The sequence below is a fragment of the Sphingobacteriales bacterium genome (assembly GCA_016719635.1).
In the GTDB taxonomy this organism is placed as follows: domain Bacteria; phylum Bacteroidota; class Bacteroidia; order Chitinophagales; family JADIYW01; genus JADJSS01.
The window spans coordinates 1-19,092 of sequence record JADJYT010000016.1; the positions used below are offsets into that span (position 1 = coordinate 1).

The following is a 19,092-nucleotide window of genomic DNA, read 5'->3' on the forward strand; positions in this document are numbered from 1 at the left end:
TATTGAATAAAGGAATTAAAATCAAAAATGCAAAAACAAAAATTTAATAAAACGTTAGTATCGCAGGGATGCTGTAAAGCAAAAAATATCCGCTACGTGAAAGAATTTTTAACTAATTCGGAAGCTTACATATTTCGTCATACGATTGAATACCATAAATACTACAAAGTATCTGCTTTCTACTCCATTGTAATCTACACTGATTCAGAGTATATTAAAAATGCCTTTGATACATTGATAAGAAAATTAATTGCGATTTAGTTTTTATTCTTTAGATAGATAAGTCATACATAAGCCGTACATAAGTCATACATATTTGCACCTAATACCGTCGCTATATAAAACTAAAATGAATGGAAATAAAAAATCCTGCACTTTCGTGCAGGATTCAAAACCATACTTCACAATATCCAACTAAGCACCCGTAGAGGGATTTCGTCCATCTCTCTTTGATCTTCTGAAAACAGCCGTTGATTTTTTCGTTTTAATAGACATTATCAATAGTTAAACAGTTACCTGAAGAAAATTTGTAAAAATTACCATTCACTTCCTGAAAGAACTCAATACCGATACATTGTAATACCGATACATCCACAGTCATTACTGTACCAACCGGTAATGAAGCATCCAATACTTCGCCTGCATACGCTGCATTCAATGGCGAGTATGCTCCGTAAGTTGTACTGCTCAACTCATTCAATTCGGGATTGGTAGGCTCATACGTTCCTGTTGATGCATTAAATGCATAATCTGAAACCACACCGATAGCATTTATGTACCGGAAATGAGTGGCTCCGATTGGTGCATTGATAGAGCTGGCAGGTGTTGCAGCCAAAGTGGTGAAATTACTTGTTAACCGGTCTACAGAATGATTAAGTAAATAAGGAACATAGGAAACACTGGCAAAAGAAATATTTTTATCAAATCCAAAACCATGTAAATACGTGCGCATTTTCTTCATAATTGAAGTTAACCTTCCTGTGCATTGAGGGTCAGTCATTCCGTTCAGTACTTCCGACATTGCAACACGGATTGACTTCCCTGCTTTCGCACAGCCACCAAATTCTGACATATTTTCTCGTGTACGTTGAAACTCTGGTGCTGTTTTAACTTGTGTATCGGTTGGACCGCCAGCCATGCCGGCGAAAAATCCTTCTTGGCCTTTGATTTTAAAATGTCTGATGTCGCCGATGGTACCGACATATTTTAAGGGACCTTTTTGTTTTGCCATGTTTTATAAATTTTTATTGTTTGTAAACAATGATTATCATTGTAAAATTATTTCTTAATTAATTGATTAGCAAATAATTAAAAAAGCAAAGAGATGTATTTTGATGCAAAGAAACCAATTAGAATGCACACACACCATAGAATCAAATTTGTTGTGGATGGTGACGGTGTTATCGTGTATAATATTTTTAACAAAAAAGAAACAGAAATCCGTTTATTGGGAATTGATGCACCGGAAATAAAAGACTGCAAAAAACTAAGACAGGACGAAAGAGAGCTTCATGTTCCTGGTCAATTATTAATAGAGTTAGGTCATTTGTCCAAAAACTATTTGCATAATTTATTACCAAAAGAAACTGATATTACATTCATTACAGAAATAGATAATGAGATAGATCCTATTGGAAGAACTCTTGCCTATGTAATAAATAATGAAGGCATATGTATTAATGAGAAGTTGATTTTGGATGGTTTTGCAAAACCATATACAAAATACTATTGCAGCAAATTAGAAACTTATCAGAAACTGAACTTCAAGGCAATGCACCAAAAGAAAGGACTTTACTCTTTTTTGCACAATTTTTAAAATGTTTACCCTATGTTTACCCCAAAACGAAAAAAGCGACGTAACTCATTGATTTACATCGCTTTTTGTGTGTTAAAAGTGGTCCCGCATGGGCTCGAACCATGGACCCCCTGATTATGAGTCAGGTGCTCTAACCAGCTGAGCTACAAGACCGATGAATCAACGATTCATAAAATTGGAGTGCAAATGTACATTATTAGTTGGAATTTTAAAAACCTGCCACCAATTTTCTAAAAATCGTATATAGTCGCCAGCACGGTCTCTCCCACTGCCTGCAATGTTTGTTTATCGATGATCTTCATATTATCATCGTGCGTATGCCAGTGCTTCGGAAATCCGCTACGGGTCTGGTAGGTCCTGTTGATAATGTCAATCGTCGGAATATTCGTGAGCTGGTTGATGTAGAAATGGTCGTCAATGATCTGGCCGGTCATTTCCTTTACAAAAAAGCGGCCATACCCCAGGGCCCCGGCGTTCTTCCAGACCTGTTTCATGAATGCCGGCGCATATTGCATCGATACACCCTCGTAGGTAAAAGTGGCACCCCCTGCTCCGACCATATCCAGCAGGATGCCGTTCTCCGCCCTGTAATTCGGCACATGCGGATTTTTACACCAGTACTGTGTTCCGAGGCAATAGAAGTCGCCTTGTTTTTGGTCGAGGTCATATTCGGGCTGGCCATAATCCTCCACATCCAGAAAAACCAGATCGACTCCGATTTCCGGATTCTTTTGCTGCAGCTGGCGGGCAATCTCCAGCAAAACGGCAGACCCGCTGGCTCCGTCATCCGCCGCCAGAATAGGCTTTCCCACGGCGCTGTCATCCTGGTCGGCAAAAGGACGTGCATCCCAGTGTGTGCAGATCAGCAACCTTCTTTTCACCGCCGGATTATAAGAGGCAATGACATTGATACAAGGGACAGATTTGCCGTTGTACACCACCACATTGGTTTTCTGCATGATTACACCTGCACCGTATGCTTTTAATTTTTGTTCAAAATAAACCGCACATTTTTGTTGCGCGGATGTTCCCGGAACACGCGGCCCGAATTCGAGCTGTTGCTGTATAAACAGATAGGCTGAGTCGGAAGAAAATGCAGGTTTGACAATTTTGTTTTCTTCAACGTTCTCTGTGGCCTGACTATTCTCCCGATTTTGCTTACAAGCAGAAAAACTGATTATCAGTGTTAGTATTAATCCTCCCCTTAATCCCCTCCAGAGAGGGGGAACAGCAAGTGCAACCCTTTTTCGGAAAACCGATTTTATAGTTTGTCTTGATTTCGGGAACTGCGGACTGCGGACTGCGGACTGCGGACTAATTGACTTCATACGTCGTTCCCTCCTTGCTGTCTTTGATTACAATGCCGGCGTCTTTCAGTGCATCGCGGATTTTGTCGGAAGTCGTCCATTCTTTATTTTCCCGGGATTGCTTGCGGATGTCAATCACCAGCTGCATCACTTTATCCAGGGCATCATTATTGCCTGATACCGAATCGTCCTGAAGGCCGAGCACATCGAACAGGTAGGCATTGTAGGTGGACAGTAACAGGTTAAATGTCTCTTCAGCTATAGTGCTTACTTTCTTACCATCATTATAATAAATATTGATTTGCGAGGCAATCTCATGTAAGGTTGCGACCAGCCTGGGCGCGTTAAAATCATCATCCATCACCTCTTTACATTGAACACATAAGTCTTGAATGAGTTTATCCTGCTGTTCATCCGTCTGTGCGGCGGCGTATTTCAGTTCTTCCAGATATTTGGCGGCATTAAGCATTTTTCTCAGCCCTTTTTCAGCATCCTGCAGGCCTTTGATGGTAATGTCCAGTTCGGAAGAATAGTGCGATTGCATAAACAGGAAACGTACCGTCATGGCCGAATACGGTTTGTCGAGCAGCGGATGATCACCGGTGATAAACTGCATCGGCAGGATGGAATTACCCAGGGATTTGCTCATCTTCTGCCCGTTGAAATTGAGCATGTTGGTATGCATCCAATAGCGCACCGGCTCATTGCCGCAGGCGCCCACGTTCTGTGCTATTTCGCATTCGTGGTGCGGGAATTTCAGGTCCATTCCACCCGCGTGGATGTCGAATTGCTTGCCGAGGTATTTGGTACTCATCACGGAACATTCCAGATGCCAGCCGGGAAAACCGCTGCCCCAAGGGGAGTTCCACTGCATGATATGTTCCGGCGAAGCCTTCTTCCACAACGCGAAATCTATCGGGTTGCGTTTCTCATCCTGCCCGTCCAGATCGCGGTAGCCCGCCACCAGCTCATCGATGTTTCTGCCCGATAACTTTCCGTAGTTATTGCCTTTTGAATTGTAGGCGTTCACATCAAAATACACGCTGCCGTTCGACTCGTAGGCCACGCCGTTGTCTATCAGCTGTTGAGCCATTTCTATCTGCTCCACGATATGACCGGTAGCCGTTGGCTCTATAGTGGGAGGCAAAATATTAAACAGGCGGCATACTTCATGAAAACCTACGGTATATTTCTGCACGATTTCCATTGGCTCCAGCTTCTCCAGTTTCGCCTGATCTTCCATGCGGTTCTTGCCTTCGCCCTGTTCATTGGTCAGGTGGCCGGCATCGGTGATGTTGCGCACATATCGCACTTTATAACCCAGGAATGTCAGGTAGCGATACACCAGATCAAACGAGATGAAGGTACGCGTATTGCCCAGGTGCACATCCGAGTAAACGGTAGGACCGCAGCAATACAATCCGACATAGGGCGGATTGATCGGCTCTAACTTCTCTTTCTGTCGGGAAAGCGTATTGTAAATATGTAAATCAGACATACTGCAAAGGTAGAAATTAGTAGTGAGTAGTAAGCAGAGACGAATGAGATTTTTATCGCTGTAATTTAATCTTTCTTTTTAGGGCATGATTTGCAGCGCTTGCCATGTTTATGTTTTTTGCAACATTTTTTCTTAAAGACACACTCCATCCTACAAGATTTAGATATGTTCATTTCTGAACATATCTGATTTTGTAAAAATGTCCATTTAAGCATATCCAAATATAATGCTCAAACTTAGATTCATTCTAAATAAAATGTTAAATTCATCAGACAGTCTCAAAAATACCTAATCTAGGGTACTTCTGTTATTTCACCCGTTTCGGATTGTCCTTTGCAAAGGCTTCCCAGCCGGAATATTTCTTGCCACCAGTTGGCACACCCCGCATAGAGAAATGATGGCACACCGCTACGGCCAGTCCATCGGTAGCATCCAGCTGTTTGGGCAGCACATCCGTTTTTAAAATATGTCCGAGCATGGCAGCCACCTGCTCCTTGGCGGCATTTCCATTGCCCGTCACGCTCTGTTTTACTTTCTTCGGCGAGTATTCCTGTATCGGAATTTTCTGGGACAATGCCGCTGCAATCGCCATACCCTGCGCCCTGCCGAGTTTTAGCATCGATTGCACATTCTTCCCGAAGAAAGGCGCTTCAATAGCCAGTATATTGGGTTTGTACACCTGTATGATTTCCAGCAGCCGGTCGTAAATGCACTGCAGCCGGTCGTAATGGTCATCAAATTTTTCGGTATGGATGCTGCCGATTGCCAGCAGTTCCATCGTATTCCCGTCGGACAGAACAATTCCATACCCGGTTACCATAGTCCCCGGGTCAACTCCTAAAATGATGTTTTTCTTTGCATTCGGCACGCTGTAAAAATAGCAGTTCGCGGATAGTAATCCGCACCGAGTTATGAATTAATGTGCAAAAAAGCGATTATATTTGACAACTTGGAAATGAAGCGTCTTTTTCAAAACAAACTGCTGAACACGATTATCAAAATCTTGATTTTTGGTGGTTTATTATTAGTCTTATGTCATCAATTGTTCGGCAATGAGAAAATTGATATTGCCTACGCACATTTCCTGCTTAATTTTCATGGAAATTATCTGATACTATTCACTGTAATGCTGTTTATGCTGGCAAACTGGGGAATAGAAAGTGTTAAATGGAAATTACTGATAGAGAAGCTGCATCCTATTTCCTGGCTGGATGCTGTAGAAGGGATTTTATTCGGTGTCACTTTTTCCTTATTTACACCCAGCCGAATAGGAGAATTCGGAGGCAGGGTATTCGCCCTGAATACGGAACGCAAGGAAGCCATTGTATCCACCATTCTGGGTAGTCTGGCACAGATTGTGGTCAATCTCTCCATAGGCGCCCTGGGTTTGCTGTTGTATGCTGTCTTTTTCGAAAATATCGACTCCTATCTCCTTTTCGCGTTTGTATTTATTTATTTGCTGATGGTGGCTGCGGTGCACTTCTGCTTTTACAATCTCGATGTGGTCAGCAATAAATTTTCCAATTTCCCCCTTTTAAAAAAAGCCTACAAATACATTCACATCATTGATTTATACAATAACAAAGATTTCCTGAGGCTGGAAATGTTATCCCTTATACGTTATGGGATTTACTGCCTTCAATTTGTGCTGCTGCTCAAGTTTTTCGGATTCAAAATACCTGCCTCCACTGCCATGGTTCTGGTGGCGGCCATCTTTTTCGTCCAAACCATTAACCCGGTGAATATTGCGTTAATAGACTTCGGATTCAGAGGCAATGTGGCGGCCTATTTCCTGGCGGGATTTACGGATAATCCCATCGCCATTATTGCCACCACGGTTTCTTTATGGTTTATTAACCTGATTATTCCAGCATTAGTAGGTGGTTTATCGGCCTTGCGATTTAAGTTTTTTAATGAGGAATAATCCAAACTTTCGTATCTTTCGACTGTAAATCAACAGAATGTCAAATACAGTAACCTTATCAGACGGCGAATTTTCCGGACAGACCTCCACCAATGAGACCTATATTGCTGACAACGTGAATGGACATCCAAAACAATTAGCACTCCTGTTTTTTACAGAAATGTGGGAACGTTTCTCATTTTACGGCATGCGGGCGTTGCTGGTTTTATTCATGGTACATCAGTTGCATTATGAAGACGCCAAAGCCAACCTGATTTACGGAACCTATACCGCTTTGGTCTACCTGATGCCCTTATTTGGCGGGATTGCGGCAGACAAGTTTATCGGATACCGGAAAGCCATTGTTTTGGGCGGTGCATTGATGGCTGCCGGCCATCTGATACTTGCCATTCCGACGGAATGGTCGTTTTTTGCAGGTATGGCCTTCTTGATTTCCGGAAACGGTTTTTTTAAGCCCAATATTTCTACTATGGTCGGAAGGTTATACCGGCCGGGTGATGCGAGAAGGGATGGTGCATTTTCCATCTTTTATATGGGTGTCAATCTCGGAGCCGCCATCGGCGGATTGATTTGCGGTTACATCGGTCAAAGCATAAACTGGCATTATGGCTTTGGGTTAGCCGGTATCTTTATGATTGTTGGCTTAATAACGTTCCTGATTGGTAAAAAATCCTTAGGAGAAATCGGTCTTACACCCAAAGAGGAAACAGGCAAAGAGGTAGACATGTCCAAACAATTAATGGTATTGGCTGCTTCACTGGCTATTATACCGCTCTTTATCCTGCTGTTCAACAACTACACCGTCATGAGTAAAATCATGTTCCCGGTTTGTATAGTGGCAACCGTGGGTATGGTGTTCATTGCATTTCAACAGGAAAAAGAGGCCAGAGATAAAATGTTAGCCGCAATCGTATTGGTGGCATTTTCTGTGTTGTTCTGGGCATTTTATGAGCAGGGCGGTGGTTCGCTGAATCTGTATACGGAACGAAATGTGAACACCTTCGGGATGCCTGCAGCTGCCATTAACAATTTCATCAATCCATTCTATATCATCCTATTGAGTTTTCCGTTTGCCTGGATGTGGCTGGCATTATCAGAAAGAGATAAAGAACCATCTACACCAATGAAATTCTCCCTGTCATTCTTTCAGTTAGGGCTCGGGTTTTTTCTGTTTGTAGTGGGTGCTAAACTGGCCTTAAATGGACAAGTTGGGTTTTTCTGGTATGCATTGGGTTATCTGTTGCTGACTACCGGTGAATTATGTATTTCACCAATCGGCTTATCGATGATTACCAAATTATCTCCTACCAAATATACCGGTATGATGATGGGATTTTGGTTTCTGGCATCGGCATTGGGACAACACCTTGCGGGCTGGATAGGTACACTCATGGCAATTCCGTCTGAAGGTGGTGCTACTACGGTATCGGCCATTGAGTCCTTGGGAATCTACAGCGGTGTCTTTATGAAAATTTTTTATGTATCCGCTGCCGGCGGATTGGTAATATTGATATTAGTACCAATCTTGAAACGCTGGTCACACGGTGTAAAATAAAAAGAGTTGAACTAAAAATTGGATATTTTCGTTATTTAGGTGTATGAGAGGGAAGTTTTTTACCGTTATCGGAATCGTCTTAATCTTTGGATATTTCATCATGGAATCATTCAAAGACCCTTCTGACCCTACACAAGTGGTGATGATTGGAAATGATACATTAGGTAAAGACTGGGGAGCTCAGGCGGATGCCAGAGACCGGGAGATTGCCCTGCAGAACGGCACATTGGTGGAAGAAGGAGGAGACGCAGAAAACAACGGACCTGCCAATCACATGGAAAACTCCAATGCTTTAATCAGTGAAAAGGAGGACCCTTATTCCAGAAGCAAAGTAAATATGAACGACTATTCCAGCATTCAAAACGGCGATGGAAGAGAGATTATTACGGGTGTCAGCACACCGGAAGAGGGAAACAGTTCTAATAATTATAATTATTTATCCCGAAGACAACTGGAAAGAGGGGAAAGTAAAATGGAAGAACCCAGTATGATTACGAGGGAATGAAGATAATATCATCCTTGCTAATGCTTATTGGTTCTCCTGTCCTTCTTATGTCCCTATCTCCTTTTCTGCAATACCAACTTACTTTCCCGAGAGTACAAGCAGCAGCTGGAAAATATGATTCGCCCCTGAACCAATCATTTAAGGAGAATAACCTGCAGTTTCCGCCCAAACATCTATATCTGAGAGTTTTCAAACAGGAACAGGTGCTGGAAGTTTTCGCCGCTGACAACTCCACCTACCGGCTCATCAAGACATATCCCTTTGCGGCAACATCCGGAAAGCCGGGCCCCAAAAATAAAGAAGGCGACTTACAGATTCCGGAAGGGTTCTATCAGGTTGCTCTCTTCAATCCACTCAGTAAGTTTTTGCTATCCATTAAAATAAACTACCCCAACGAGGCGGATAGCACCCGAAATAAGAACCGGCAAAACTTAGGCGGGGATATCTATATTCACGGGAGCAACAAGACCATCGGATGCATACCGCTGGGTGATGAATCCATTCAGGAATTATACTGGTTGTGTGTTTCTTCGTTCGCCGCACATCCTGTCATTCCCGTTCATATTTTTCCATGCAGGATGGGAACCAAAAATATGGGAAAAATGAAAAACGCGTATCCGGATATTATACCCTTCTGGAAGTCGCTGGAACCCATGTTTCGATTCTTCGAGTCACACAAATTATTGGGTGAAGTGACAGGAACAGACAAGGAGGGGAATTATCTGTTGTCCATTCCCTGGGATTAATTTAATCTCCTATTAATCTAAAATCTTATCCGTTACTGCGTTCGGCTTGGTACTAATGTTTATCTTTGCATCTCAAAATAAGCTTCATGGAATTAGTGAATGGAAAATATGAGATTAATGGTGTGGACGTTTTAGAACTTTGCAAAGAATTCGGGACACCACTGTATGTGTATGATGCAGCTGTCATTGAAAGGCAGTACAACAAGCTCATGAACGCCTTTCCCAACAAGAACATGAAAATCAGTTATGCCTGCAAGGCATTAACGAATATCAGCATCCTGAAGTTTATCAAGAATATGGGTGCCAAACTGGATACGGTCTCCATTCAGGAAGTGCAGTTGGGACTGAAAGCCGGATTTGAACCGAAAGATATCATGTACACACCCAATTGTGTCAACATTGACGAAATCAACAAAGCTGTGGGATTCGGTGTGCAAATCAATATCGATAATATTTCCATACTCGAGCAGTTCGGGCATTTATACAGTGACACCTATCCGGTTTGTGTGCGCATCAATCCGCATATCATGGCTGGCGGCAACAAAAAAATCTCCACAGGGCATATCGACTCCAAATTTGGTATTTCCATTTACCAGCTTCGCCATCTGGAGCGTGTTATCGCCACCAACAATATCAAGGTGAACGGCCTTCACATGCACACCGGTTCTGATATTTTGGATGTGGATGTTTTCCTGCGCGGTGCAGAGATTCTATTTGAAGCAGCGAGAAGTTTTAAAGAATTGGAGTTTTTGGATTTCGGCAGCGGATTTAAAGTGAAATACCACTCCGATGACAATACCACCGACATAGAAGAACTGGGCGAAAAACTGGGCACCCGCTTCAATGATTTTTGTAAAGAATACGGCAAAGACCTGACCATCATGTTCGAGCCGGGTAAGTACCTGGTGAGTGAAAGCGGCTTTTTATTCGTCCGAACCAATGTCATCAAACAAACCACTTCAACCGTCTTTGCCGGCGTAGACTCCGGGCAAAATCACCTGATCCGTCCGATGATGTACGATGCCTATCACCATATCACCAATGTATCCAATCCAAACGGCATACAGCGTATCTACACGGTAGTGGGTTACATCTGTGAAACCGATACATTTGGCTGGGACAGAAAACTGAACGAAGTGCGGGAAGGCGATATCCTGGTGCTGCACAATGCCGGTGCCTATGGTTATTCCATGTCTTCCAATTATAATTCCCGCTACCGCCCTGCGGAAGTATTCATCATCAATGGGGAAGCTAAACTCATCCGCCGAAGGGAAACATTGGATGATTTGCTGGCTACGCAGGTAGAAATTACACTTTAATGACCTTTTTCAGGATTAGCAGACATTAAAATGTTCATTTTGGCACATTTCACCCTGGATTAACGATTTTTAATACTCTATATACCCGATATACTATAAGAATTTATACAAAAATCACTACATTCGTAGTCCATGCCGGAGAAAGCATCCAATATTCATCCCGTGTTCCACCAATTGCTGCAACGCAGCGATAAGGAGCATTTATTGCATCAAAAAGCGCTCTGCATCTGGATGACGGGATTATCCGGTTCCGGAAAAAGTACGATTGCCAAAGGACTGGAAGAAAAATTGCACCAAAACGGCATCCTGACAATGGTGCTGGACGGCGACAATGTACGCAGCGGTATCAATAAAAATCTGGGATTTTCGGAGGAAGACCGTATCGAAAATATCCGCCGCATTGCGGAAGTCACCAAATTGTTTCTAGACTGCGGAATTGTAACGATTAACTGTTTTGTCAGTCCTACACAGGATATCCGTGCATTAGCCAAATCGATCATCGGCGAACAGGATTTTTACGAAGTATATGTGAATGCTTCTTTTGATGAATGCGCCAAACGCGATGTAAAAGGTTTGTATGAAAAAGCATTGAAAGGGGAAATCAAAAACTTTACCGGGCTGGATGCGCCTTTTAAAGCACCGGAACATCCGGCATTGGAAATAAAAACGGCGGAACAAAGTATTGAACAAAGTATTGAAATGATATATCATTTTTTTATTTCACGAATTGTAAATAAATGAAACAAATTAAACTAAGAGAAAGTAAAATATTGTTAGATGCTCATCTATCAATATTTTTTGATATTAGTTTAAATGATCTTAGAAATAGCCTTGAACAGCATAAAGATAAATTTAAACCAGACTCATACTTCTTTTTAACCAATGAAGAGATAAGTAATCTGAGAAAGAATTTAATAATCAATGATTTAGACGATCTAAATGAATCTAACATTGCTTTTAAACCAGATGCTGCAATACAACTATCATTTTATTTAGATACAAAATTAGCAACTTGGTTTAGACAAGAAGTTTTATCTAGTTTTAAAAATTTTGTAGTTGATAACATAAACTATAACATCATTAGACACTTTGATGGAATGGAACAATTAGTTGATCTAATGTTTCTGATTACAGATAGAAAAGAAAATTTTCAGATGGGTTTTAAAATAAATAAAAATCTCAATTCTTAAATCTCAATTCTCAAATTATAATGAACGATTATCACTTAAACCACCTCAAAGAACTCGAATCGGAATCCATCTATGTATTGCGGGAAGTGGCGGCACAGTTTGAAAATCCGTGTATCCTTTTTTCCGGCGGGAAAGATTCCATAGTAGTGGTTCATCTGGCATTGAAAGCATTTTATCCATCCAGTGTTCCCTTCACCTTATTACATGTGGATACCGGACACAATTTTCAGGAAGCACTGGACTACAGAGATCAATTGGTTAGCAAGCATGGCCTGCGCCTGCTCGTGGCGTCTGTGCAGGAAGCCATAGACAAGGGCTTGGTGCGCGAAGAAAAAGGCTATACGGCGAGCAGAAATGCGTTGCAGACGGTTCCGCTTCTGGAGGCGATAGAAAAAAATAAATTTGACTGCGCCATCGGCGGTGCACGACGCGATGAAGAAAAAGCGCGTGCCAAAGAACGCTTCTTTTCCCATCGGGATGAGTTCGGACAATGGGACCCAAAAAATCAGCGGCCGGAACTCTGGAACATCTTCAACGGCAGAAAACATCTGGGCGAACATTTCAGGGTATTCCCGATTTCCAACTGGACGGAAATGGATGTGTGGCAATACATCTATCAGGAGCAGATAGAGATGCCGAGCTTATATTTTTCACACAAACGCAAGGTGTTTGAACGTGACGGGGTTTGGTACGCAGCATCCGAGTTTATCCAAAACAAACCGGATGAAGTGGTCGAAGAACGGATAGTGCGTTTCAGGACGGTAGGTGACATTACCTGTACCGGAGCGGTATTCTCCGAAGCGGCAACCTTGGAAGACATCATTCAGGAAGTGGCGGCATCGCGCACCACTGAACGCGGTACACGCGCAGATGACAAACGAAGCGAAGCAGCCATGGAAGACAGAAAAAAGGCAGGATATTTTTAATCAAATTAACCGTCATTGCGAACAAAGTGAAGCAATCTCATCATTTGGAAAGATTGCTTCCTACCTCGCCAATGACGCCAAACAATAAAATACAAATGACAACAACAGATACACAACAAGATAATTTTGACAGCAAGGCATACTTGGATATGGAGCTTTTGCGATTCTCCACAGCCGGAAGTGTGGATGACGGCAAATCGACGTTAATAGGAAGATTATTGTACGACAGTAAATCCATCTTTCAGGACCAGATGGATGCCATTGAAGCAGCTTCTGCAAAGCGCGGCGAAGAATATGTGAACCTTGCCTTATTAACGGACGGCTTACGTGCTGAACGCGAACAGGGCATCACCATTGACGTGGCGTACCGGTATTTTTCTACCCCAAAAAGGAAATTCATCATTGCCGATACACCCGGACATATCCAATACACGAGAAATATGGTGACCGGCGCTTCTACCGCCAATCTCGCCATCATTCTCGTCGATGCCCGTAAAGGTATCATCGAACAGACCTACCGCCACTCTTACATAGCATCCTTATTGCAGATACCGCATATTGTGGTTTGTATCAATAAGATGGACCTGGTGGATTGGGATGAAAAGACATTCAACAAAATCGTGACCGATTACAAGGCGTTTGCCTCCAAACTGGACATTAAGGATGTGCATTTTTTACCCATATCCGCATTGGCCGGGGATAATGTGGTGAACCGTTCTCAAAACATGCCGTGGTATCAGGGGCCGACATTGATGTACCTGCTCGAAACCATCCACATCGGCTCAGACCTGAATCATATCGACGCACGCTTCCCGGTGCAATACGTGATTCGACCGATGAAAAATGACTACCACGATTTCCGCGGTTATGCGGGAAGAATTGCTGGTGGTGTATTCCGCGTCGGCGATAAGGTAAAGGCGTTACCGAGCGGGTTTTCCTCCAGGATAAAATCTATCATAACGATGGATGGTGATTTGCAGGAAGCGTTCGCCCCGCAAAGCGTAACCATTACGCTGGAAGATGAAATCGACATCTCTCGCGGCGATATGATCGTGCGTGAAAACAACGTACCGCAGACAGAACAGGAATTCGATGTGATGCTGTGCTGGATGAATGAGAAAAAATTGGTGCCGCGCGGCAAATACATTTTACGGCATACAGCCAGAGAATGTAAATGTGTCATCAAGGAAATTAAATACAAGCTGAACATCAACACCCTGCAGCGCGTCGAAGAAGAGGTGGAGATTGGCCTGAATGATATTGGCAGGGTTTCCATCCGCACAACGGTCCCGATATTTTTTGACAGCTACCGAAAAAACAGAATCACCGGAAGTATCATTTTAGTGGATGAAGCGACGAATGAAACGATAGCGGCTGGAATGATTGTGTAGCAGCAGCTATTCCTCCCTCGTATAATACCGCGCATATTCCACCTCAAACGTATATGGGAATTTACTATAATCGATATCACCGCCACCGCCGATAGGGGGAATCAGTCCACCCATGGCTAAGTTTAATTTCAAATAGTGCGCTTTTGTTACTGACTCCCAGTTTGCTCCTAAATCCTGTTGGGTGTATGTAATATAATTAGCTGCATCAACGTAGTATTTGATTTGTATGCTGTCCCATTCAATCGCATAATTGTGAAACTCCTCTGTGAAAAACTGCGTGTTTAAAGAAACATAAGGCCAGTGCCGTTCTACATAAGGAGTGCCGGAGCTTCCCTGTGCATACAGACTTCCCAGGGCAAGAAAAGGTGCCTTGCCTACCCATTCCATAATGTCAATCTCGCCGCATTTAGGCCAGCCAACTGCATTGTGATTGACGCCTAATGTCCATATAGCCGGCCAGGTACCACTGCCTAGATGAGGCATTTTGCACGCACTTCTATCAATCCGTAGTTAAACTCTTTATTGCCAAAAGTTTCAATACTGGCAGAAGTCACCGGATGCCCGTCAAAGGTATCTTTACGGGCTGTAATATGCAGCTTTCCACTGTAAACATTACAATTCTCTATTCTGGCTTTCGTATAATATTGGGTTTCATTATTTCGAACATAACCCGTTTCATAGCCCCATTTCGTGGAATCAGGCAGTCCGTTGTATTCAAATTCATCAGACCAGTCCAGCATATACTCCTTTCCCCTGATAAGGACAGTGGTATCCCCCACTATCCTGTTTTCTTTATAACAGGACAGCAAGCCTGCTATCGTCACTAAAAAAATGAACCCTTTCTTCATATTTCTAAAATACAATAATAAACGAAGGAAAAGAAATACATCTTCGCAATTCGGGTGGCACTATTTAAAAATGGATTCCCTAACTTTAATACATGAAAGAGATAAAAGACAAGGCGGCTTCGTATCATCCGGTATATGATAAGGCCTGGAAAGAATTCTTTGTAAAACAGCATTATCTGGTTCCGTTTGCATTTTATCTGCCCATCTCCTTCCACCTCTTGTTTAAGTCCTTTGTCGTCAGACGTGTTTCTGTCCTTCACCTGTTCTGGATGATTCCGCTGATTTCCAAATTCTGGGGCTATATGGAATATTTCCTGCATCAAAATGTACTGCACGAGAATGAGGAACTGAAAATTGATGCCGGCACGATACGGGAATTTCATGAAATACACCACAACTTCCCTAATGACCCCTATCGCTTTGTCGTACCGCTCTGGACGAGCATCCCCAGCGCTATCGTATTTTACAGTGTCTGCCGGACGGCACTGGGAAAAGAGAAAGGGGAAACACTCTTCGGGTTAATGATACTGTATTACCTCTTTTATGAATTCATCCACGTGGCGGCACATAAATTTGACATCAAACATCCTTATTTCGAAAAGATAAAAAAACATCATCTGAAGCACCATTACCTGGATTCGGATAAAGGCTTTGGCTTTACCACCACGCACTGGGACGAAGTAAATGGACTGGCATTTAATAAGCCGGCTAAAAAAGAAGTAAAGAAATCCAAAACACCCAAAGCGGCCTAATCGTTTTTTTCGCTTCCTTTTTGATGAATGACTCGTATCTTTGTACAAGATGGAATCTTCCAAAAAATCATTTCCTTCAATCGGCATTATCGGAGGCGGACAGTTGGGCAAAATGTTCATCCAGAAAGCCTCTCAATGGTCGGTACGGATAAACATCCTCGACAGAGACGAGACTTGTCCTGCGAGCGTATTAGCCAACCGCCACCTGATCGGCAGCATTACGAACGGCAATGAAATTCAGAAATTATCCGACATTTCTGATGTACTTACCTGGGAGATTGAACACATCGATGTAGACAAACTGATTGAACTGCAGCAAAAGGGAAAAACGATTATCCCGAATCCCGAGATTTTAAAGATCATTCAGGATAAAGGCAAACAGAAATTATTCTACCGGAACAACAACATCCCTACCGCACCTTTCTTTATTGCACAAAATAAACAAGACGCAAAGGAAAAACTGGCACAAACTACTTTTCAGAAAGTGGCGGTCAAGACCTGCACCGGCGGTTATGACGGCAAAGGCGTTTTTATTGCTGACAGAGATTCTATCCTGGAAAATCCTGATGTCATTCCGTTCGACCGGGAACTGATGATAGAGGAATTTGTACCCTGCAAAACGGAGATTGCCGTATTGGTGGCTCGCAACCGAAAAGGAGAGCTGGCCGTATATCCGGCGATAGAAATGGAATTTGACCTTCAAAGCAACCTGGTCTCTTTCCTGATTTCTCCGGCTAATATGCCCTTGCATTTAGAACAGCGGGCAGAGCAAATTGCCTTGCAGTGTGCAGAGGCCTTCGGCAGCGCGGGCTTATTTGCGGTGGAATTATTTTTATCGGAAGACGATGAGTTGCTCGTGAATGAGATTGCGCCAAGGCCGCACAATTCCGCACATCATACCATCGAAGGATTCTATACTTCGCAGTACGAACAACTGTTGCGTGTCCTGCTGGATATGCCTTTGGGTTCTACACACCTGAAAATGCCCTGCGCGATGATTAATATCGTAGGGCCTGAAACAGGCAGCGGAAAATACCGGCTGAAATATTTCAATGAACTGAACTCTTTGTCCGGCGTATCTGTGCATTTGTACGGAAAGCAGGAAAGCAAACCGAACCGCAAACTCGGGCATATTACCATAGTGCAGCCATCGCGGGAAAAAGTGTTGGAAATCACCCAAAAAGTCCGAACTTTAACGGAGATTGAAATTTTATAATTAAAACACATAGACACATAGTTTTGAGTTTAGTAAAAAAAGGAGTTGATAGAAAAATACAGGATTCATCTTCGATGAATATCTATGATACACTTAAACTTACGAATATAAACTACAAACTCAAGCGCTATAAAAAATCTATATTTTATGTGTTTAAAAATTTAATGGTATGAAAAAAGTAGCCATCATAATGGGTTCCGACAGCGACTCACCGGTCATGCAGGAAGCCGCAAAAGCATTAACGGAATTCGGAGTTAAATTTGAATACACCATCATCTCGGCCCACAGGACGCCGGAACGCATGTATGAGTTTGCGAGAACCGCCCATGAGCAGGGATTTGAGGTGATCATCGCCGGCGCCGGAGGCGCCGCACATCTGCCGGGCATGGTGGCAGCCATCTCGCCATTGCCGGTTATCGGCGTACCCGTGCAGAGCAAAAGTTTGAGCGGGCTGGATTCATTATTATCCATTGTGCAAATGCCCGGCGGAGTGCCCGTGGCTACGGTGGCTATTAACGGTGCCAAAAATGCCGGTATTCTGGCTGCACAGATTTTAGGAACGCATGACGCTGCATTACAACAAAAAGTAAAGGATTATAAAAAGAAACTAGAAGCTGAAGTGATAGAGAAAACAAGGGGGTTTAACCCTTAATTAACTCGCGTATCACCACACTTGCGCACATGCCGCCGAAGGCGGCGGGCATATACGAAATCGTTCCGTAAGCAGAGCGTTTATAGTTTTTCCCGTCTGTCATAATTAAAGCGAATTTTGGCTGCAACTCCGGTGAGAAGACAACGTCTATTCCTGTATAGATTTTTTCACGCTTCAGCCGTTTCCGTACCATCCTCACAAAAAAACAATCGTGTGTTTCAGAGATGTCCGCAATTTCAATTAAGGTAGGGTCTGTCTTGCCACCCGCCCCTCCGCTGGAGATGATTTTCTTATTCAGGCGATAGGCTGCAATCAATAAATTGAGTTTTGGTGTAATGCTGTCTATGGCATCGACGATATAGTCAAATTCGGCTTCCTGTATGATTTCGTAGGCCTTCTCGGGGAATAAGAATTCCCGGATGGTTACCACTTCAATTTCCGGATTAATATCCCTTAATCGTTCCTCCATCAGGTCTGCCTTCGATTTTCCGTGTGTAGAACTTAACGCGGGCAATTGTCTGTTTCTGTTCGTCGGGTCTACCACATCGCCATCCACTATCGTCATCTTCCCAACCCCGGCACGCGCAATGAATTCTGCGGCATACGAACCAATCCCTCCTAAACCTACAACGAGCACATGGCTGTTGATGAGTTTGTTTAGCTTCTCTTCTCCGATTAATGCCGTGGTTCTGGAAATCCAGTGCCTGTCTTTCACTTTATGTAAAATTATGCTCAAAGGTACTAAAGTTTTCTTTGAGACTTTACGTGAAATATCATTGCAAACTATTTAACTTGCAAACGGCAAACCCAGGTAATGTTACAGCATTTTAATTCATCAAAAATAATTTGCGGCGTAGATGAGGCGGGAAGAGGATGTATTGCCGGTCCGGTAGTCGCCGCTGCCGTTATCCTGCCGAAAGATTTCAGACATCCTTTTTTAAATGATTCCAAGCAGTTAAATGAAAGGCAACGCAATGAGTTGAGGCCCGTTATTGAAGCAAATGCCGTTGCATTTGGTGTGGGAATTATCGACAACACTATCATTGACGATATTAATATCCTGCAGGCTACCTATCGCGCCATGCACGCTGCCGTCGGACAACTGACCTATCTTCCTGAATTGCTAATCATCGATGGTAATCGATTTAAACCTTATCCGGGTATTACCCACCAAACCATTATAAAAGGAGATGGAAAATATATGGAAATCGCAGCAGCTTCCGTTTTAGCCAAAACCTGCCGGGACGAGATCATGGAGAAATTACATATGGAGTATCCGGATTATAACTGGCAGAAAAACAAAGGCTATTCAACGGTTGAACACAGGAATGCGGTAAAAGAAAAGGGTAGCTGTATTTATCATCGGCAGACCTTCCGGTTATTAAAACCTGAGCAACTGAGTTTGTTATAATCAAAAAAGCCCGTCAAATGAATGACGGGCCTCTTT

At 43.0% G+C, this 19,092-nt stretch carries 21 protein-coding genes and 1 tRNA gene; 14 read left to right on the top strand and 8 right to left on the bottom strand.

What is annotated here, in order from left to right:
• Positions 1–484 precede the first annotated feature (484 nt).
• Positions 485–1,231 carry a hypothetical protein gene (locus tag IPM95_14745; protein ID MBK9330514.1) on the bottom strand — a complete coding sequence of 249 codons (747 nt, stop codon included), beginning with the start codon at positions 1,229–1,231 and terminating at the stop codon, positions 485–487.
• 93 nt (positions 1,232–1,324) lie between these two features.
• Between IPM95_14745 and IPM95_14750 the strand changes: the two genes are divergently transcribed.
• Positions 1,325–1,816 carry a thermonuclease family protein gene (locus IPM95_14750; protein ID MBK9330515.1) on the top strand — a complete coding sequence of 164 codons (492 nt, stop codon included), beginning with the start codon at positions 1,325–1,327 and terminating at the stop codon, positions 1,814–1,816.
• 79 nt (positions 1,817–1,895) lie between these two features.
• Here IPM95_14750 and IPM95_14755 read toward each other — a convergent pair.
• The 4 genes from IPM95_14755 to ruvC form a co-directional block, all read right to left on the bottom strand.
• Positions 1,896–1,969: transfer RNA gene (locus IPM95_14755), tRNA-Ile, on the bottom strand.
• 77 nt (positions 1,970–2,046) lie between these two features.
• On the bottom strand, positions 2,047–3,144 hold the full coding sequence (locus tag IPM95_14760) for a M28 family peptidase (protein MBK9330516.1): 1,098 nt from the start codon (positions 3,142–3,144) through the stop codon (positions 2,047–2,049).
• Positions 3,131–4,621: a cysteine--tRNA ligase gene (locus IPM95_14765; GenBank protein MBK9330517.1), complete on the bottom strand. Its 1,491-nt coding sequence runs from the start codon at positions 4,619–4,621 to the stop codon at positions 3,131–3,133. Before IPM95_14765 ends, IPM95_14760 begins: the two co-directional genes overlap by 14 nt.
• A 307-nt stretch (positions 4,622–4,928) precedes the next feature.
• Positions 4,929–5,441 (bottom strand): crossover junction endodeoxyribonuclease RuvC, encoded by a 513-nt coding sequence (ruvC, locus tag IPM95_14770; GenBank protein MBK9330518.1) that lies wholly within the window; start codon positions 5,439–5,441, stop codon positions 4,929–4,931.
• A 135-nt stretch (positions 5,442–5,576) separates the two neighbouring features.
• Between ruvC and IPM95_14775 the strand changes: the two genes are divergently transcribed.
• The 9 genes from IPM95_14775 to cysN all read left to right on the top strand — a co-directional run bounded on the left by IPM95_14775 (position 5,577) and on the right by cysN (position 14,177).
• A complete protein-coding gene (locus IPM95_14775; protein MBK9330519.1) occupies positions 5,577–6,545 on the top strand; it encodes a flippase-like domain-containing protein in 969 nt (322 codons plus the stop codon).
• A gap of 37 nt (positions 6,546–6,582) precedes the next feature.
• Positions 6,583–8,100 (top strand): peptide MFS transporter, encoded by a 1,518-nt coding sequence (locus IPM95_14780; protein MBK9330520.1) that lies wholly within the window; start codon positions 6,583–6,585, stop codon positions 8,098–8,100.
• A 43-nt stretch (positions 8,101–8,143) separates the two neighbouring features.
• On the top strand, positions 8,144–8,605 hold the full coding sequence (locus IPM95_14785) for a hypothetical protein (protein MBK9330521.1): 462 nt from the start codon (positions 8,144–8,146) through the stop codon (positions 8,603–8,605).
• Positions 8,602–9,351 (top strand): L,D-transpeptidase family protein, encoded by a 750-nt coding sequence (locus IPM95_14790; protein MBK9330522.1) that lies wholly within the window; start codon positions 8,602–8,604, stop codon positions 9,349–9,351. The genes IPM95_14785 and IPM95_14790 overlap by 4 nt, the downstream gene beginning before the upstream one ends.
• Before the next feature lie 86 nt (positions 9,352–9,437).
• Positions 9,438–10,670, top strand: a complete 1,233-nt coding sequence (gene lysA, locus IPM95_14795) for a diaminopimelate decarboxylase (protein ID MBK9330523.1) — start codon at positions 9,438–9,440, stop codon at positions 10,668–10,670.
• Positions 10,671–10,802: 132 nt separating this feature from the next.
• A complete protein-coding gene (cysC, locus tag IPM95_14800) occupies positions 10,803–11,411 on the top strand; it encodes an adenylyl-sulfate kinase (protein MBK9330524.1) in 609 nt (202 codons plus the stop codon).
• The gene (locus IPM95_14805; protein MBK9330525.1) at positions 11,408–11,860 is read left to right on the top strand and encodes a hypothetical protein; all 453 of its coding nucleotides are present in this window, start codon (positions 11,408–11,410) and stop codon (positions 11,858–11,860) included. Before cysC ends, IPM95_14805 begins: the two co-directional genes overlap by 4 nt.
• Before the next feature lie 20 nt (positions 11,861–11,880).
• Complete coding sequence (cysD, locus tag IPM95_14810) at positions 11,881–12,786, top strand: sulfate adenylyltransferase subunit CysD (protein ID MBK9330526.1); 906 nt, start codon at positions 11,881–11,883, stop codon at positions 12,784–12,786.
• A 95-nt stretch (positions 12,787–12,881) separates the two neighbouring features.
• Entirely contained in the window at positions 12,882–14,177 is a 1,296-nt protein-coding gene (gene cysN, locus IPM95_14815) for a sulfate adenylyltransferase subunit CysN (protein MBK9330527.1), read from the top strand.
• A 6-nt stretch (positions 14,178–14,183) separates the two neighbouring features.
• On the opposite strand, the gene IPM95_14820 is transcribed toward cysN, so the two are convergent.
• Complete coding sequence (locus IPM95_14820) at positions 14,184–14,660, bottom strand: glycoside hydrolase family 16 protein (protein MBK9330528.1); 477 nt, start codon at positions 14,658–14,660, stop codon at positions 14,184–14,186.
• Positions 14,648–15,025: a hypothetical protein gene (locus tag IPM95_14825; protein ID MBK9330529.1), complete on the bottom strand. Its 378-nt coding sequence runs from the start codon at positions 15,023–15,025 to the stop codon at positions 14,648–14,650. Before IPM95_14825 ends, IPM95_14820 begins: the two co-directional genes overlap by 13 nt.
• A 92-nt stretch (positions 15,026–15,117) precedes the next feature.
• Here IPM95_14825 and IPM95_14830 point away from each other — a divergent pair, with 92 nt between their 5' ends.
• From IPM95_14830 to purE, 3 genes are all read left to right on the top strand, one after another.
• Entirely contained in the window at positions 15,118–15,777 is a 660-nt protein-coding gene (locus IPM95_14830; protein ID MBK9330530.1) for a sterol desaturase family protein, read from the top strand.
• 49 nt (positions 15,778–15,826) lie between these two features.
• Complete coding sequence (gene purK, locus IPM95_14835; protein MBK9330531.1) at positions 15,827–16,993, top strand: 5-(carboxyamino)imidazole ribonucleotide synthase; 1,167 nt, start codon at positions 15,827–15,829, stop codon at positions 16,991–16,993.
• A 169-nt stretch (positions 16,994–17,162) separates the two neighbouring features.
• Positions 17,163–17,645, top strand: coding sequence for a 5-(carboxyamino)imidazole ribonucleotide mutase (purE, locus tag IPM95_14840; protein ID MBK9330532.1), 483 nt, complete (start codon positions 17,163–17,165; stop codon positions 17,643–17,645).
• Here purE and IPM95_14845 read toward each other — a convergent pair.
• A complete protein-coding gene (locus IPM95_14845; GenBank protein ID MBK9330533.1) occupies positions 17,635–18,360 on the bottom strand; it encodes a tRNA threonylcarbamoyladenosine dehydratase in 726 nt (241 codons plus the stop codon). The two genes, purE and IPM95_14845, sit on opposite strands and share 11 nt — an antisense overlap.
• 99 nt (positions 18,361–18,459) lie before the next feature.
• On the opposite strand from IPM95_14845, the gene IPM95_14850 reads away from it, so the two are divergent.
• On the top strand, positions 18,460–19,056 hold the full coding sequence (locus tag IPM95_14850; protein ID MBK9330534.1) for a ribonuclease HII: 597 nt from the start codon (positions 18,460–18,462) through the stop codon (positions 19,054–19,056).
• Positions 19,057–19,092 lie beyond the last annotated feature (36 nt).

What these genes read in the sequence shown, in the direction of transcription:
- IPM95_14745 (MBK9330514.1), bottom strand. Translation starts at nt 1,231, where the DNA reads ATGGCAAAACAAAAAGGTCCCTTAAAATATGTCGGTACCATCGGCGAC.
- IPM95_14750 (MBK9330515.1), top strand. Translation starts at nt 1,325, where the DNA reads ATGTATTTTGATGCAAAGAAACCAATTAGAATGCACACACACCATAGA.
- IPM95_14760 (MBK9330516.1), bottom strand. Translation starts at nt 3,144, where the DNA reads ATGAAGTCAATTAGTCCGCAGTCCGCAGTCCGCAGTCCGCAGTTCCCG.
- IPM95_14765 (MBK9330517.1), bottom strand. Translation starts at nt 4,621, where the DNA reads ATGTCTGATTTACATATTTACAATACGCTTTCCCGACAGAAAGAGAAG.
- ruvC (MBK9330518.1), bottom strand. Translation starts at nt 5,441, where the DNA reads ATGGTAACCGGGTATGGAATTGTTCTGTCCGACGGGAATACGATGGAA.
- IPM95_14775 (MBK9330519.1), top strand. Translation starts at nt 5,577, where the DNA reads ATGAAGCGTCTTTTTCAAAACAAACTGCTGAACACGATTATCAAAATC.
- IPM95_14780 (MBK9330520.1), top strand. Translation starts at nt 6,583, where the DNA reads ATGTCAAATACAGTAACCTTATCAGACGGCGAATTTTCCGGACAGACC.
- IPM95_14785 (MBK9330521.1), top strand. Translation starts at nt 8,144, where the DNA reads ATGAGAGGGAAGTTTTTTACCGTTATCGGAATCGTCTTAATCTTTGGA.
- IPM95_14790 (MBK9330522.1), top strand. Translation starts at nt 8,602, where the DNA reads ATGAAGATAATATCATCCTTGCTAATGCTTATTGGTTCTCCTGTCCTT.
- lysA (MBK9330523.1), top strand. Translation starts at nt 9,438, where the DNA reads ATGGAATTAGTGAATGGAAAATATGAGATTAATGGTGTGGACGTTTTA.
- cysC (MBK9330524.1), top strand. Translation starts at nt 10,803, where the DNA reads ATGCCGGAGAAAGCATCCAATATTCATCCCGTGTTCCACCAATTGCTG.
- IPM95_14805 (MBK9330525.1), top strand. Translation starts at nt 11,408, where the DNA reads ATGAAACAAATTAAACTAAGAGAAAGTAAAATATTGTTAGATGCTCAT.
- cysD (MBK9330526.1), top strand. Translation starts at nt 11,881, where the DNA reads ATGAACGATTATCACTTAAACCACCTCAAAGAACTCGAATCGGAATCC.
- cysN (MBK9330527.1), top strand. Translation starts at nt 12,882, where the DNA reads ATGACAACAACAGATACACAACAAGATAATTTTGACAGCAAGGCATAC.
- IPM95_14820 (MBK9330528.1), bottom strand. Translation starts at nt 14,660, where the DNA reads ATGCCTCATCTAGGCAGTGGTACCTGGCCGGCTATATGGACATTAGGC.
- IPM95_14825 (MBK9330529.1), bottom strand. Translation starts at nt 15,025, where the DNA reads ATGAAGAAAGGGTTCATTTTTTTAGTGACGATAGCAGGCTTGCTGTCC.
- IPM95_14830 (MBK9330530.1), top strand. Translation starts at nt 15,118, where the DNA reads ATGAAAGAGATAAAAGACAAGGCGGCTTCGTATCATCCGGTATATGAT.
- purK (MBK9330531.1), top strand. Translation starts at nt 15,827, where the DNA reads ATGGAATCTTCCAAAAAATCATTTCCTTCAATCGGCATTATCGGAGGC.
- purE (MBK9330532.1), top strand. Translation starts at nt 17,163, where the DNA reads ATGAAAAAAGTAGCCATCATAATGGGTTCCGACAGCGACTCACCGGTC.
- IPM95_14850 (MBK9330534.1), top strand. Translation starts at nt 18,460, where the DNA reads ATGTTACAGCATTTTAATTCATCAAAAATAATTTGCGGCGTAGATGAG.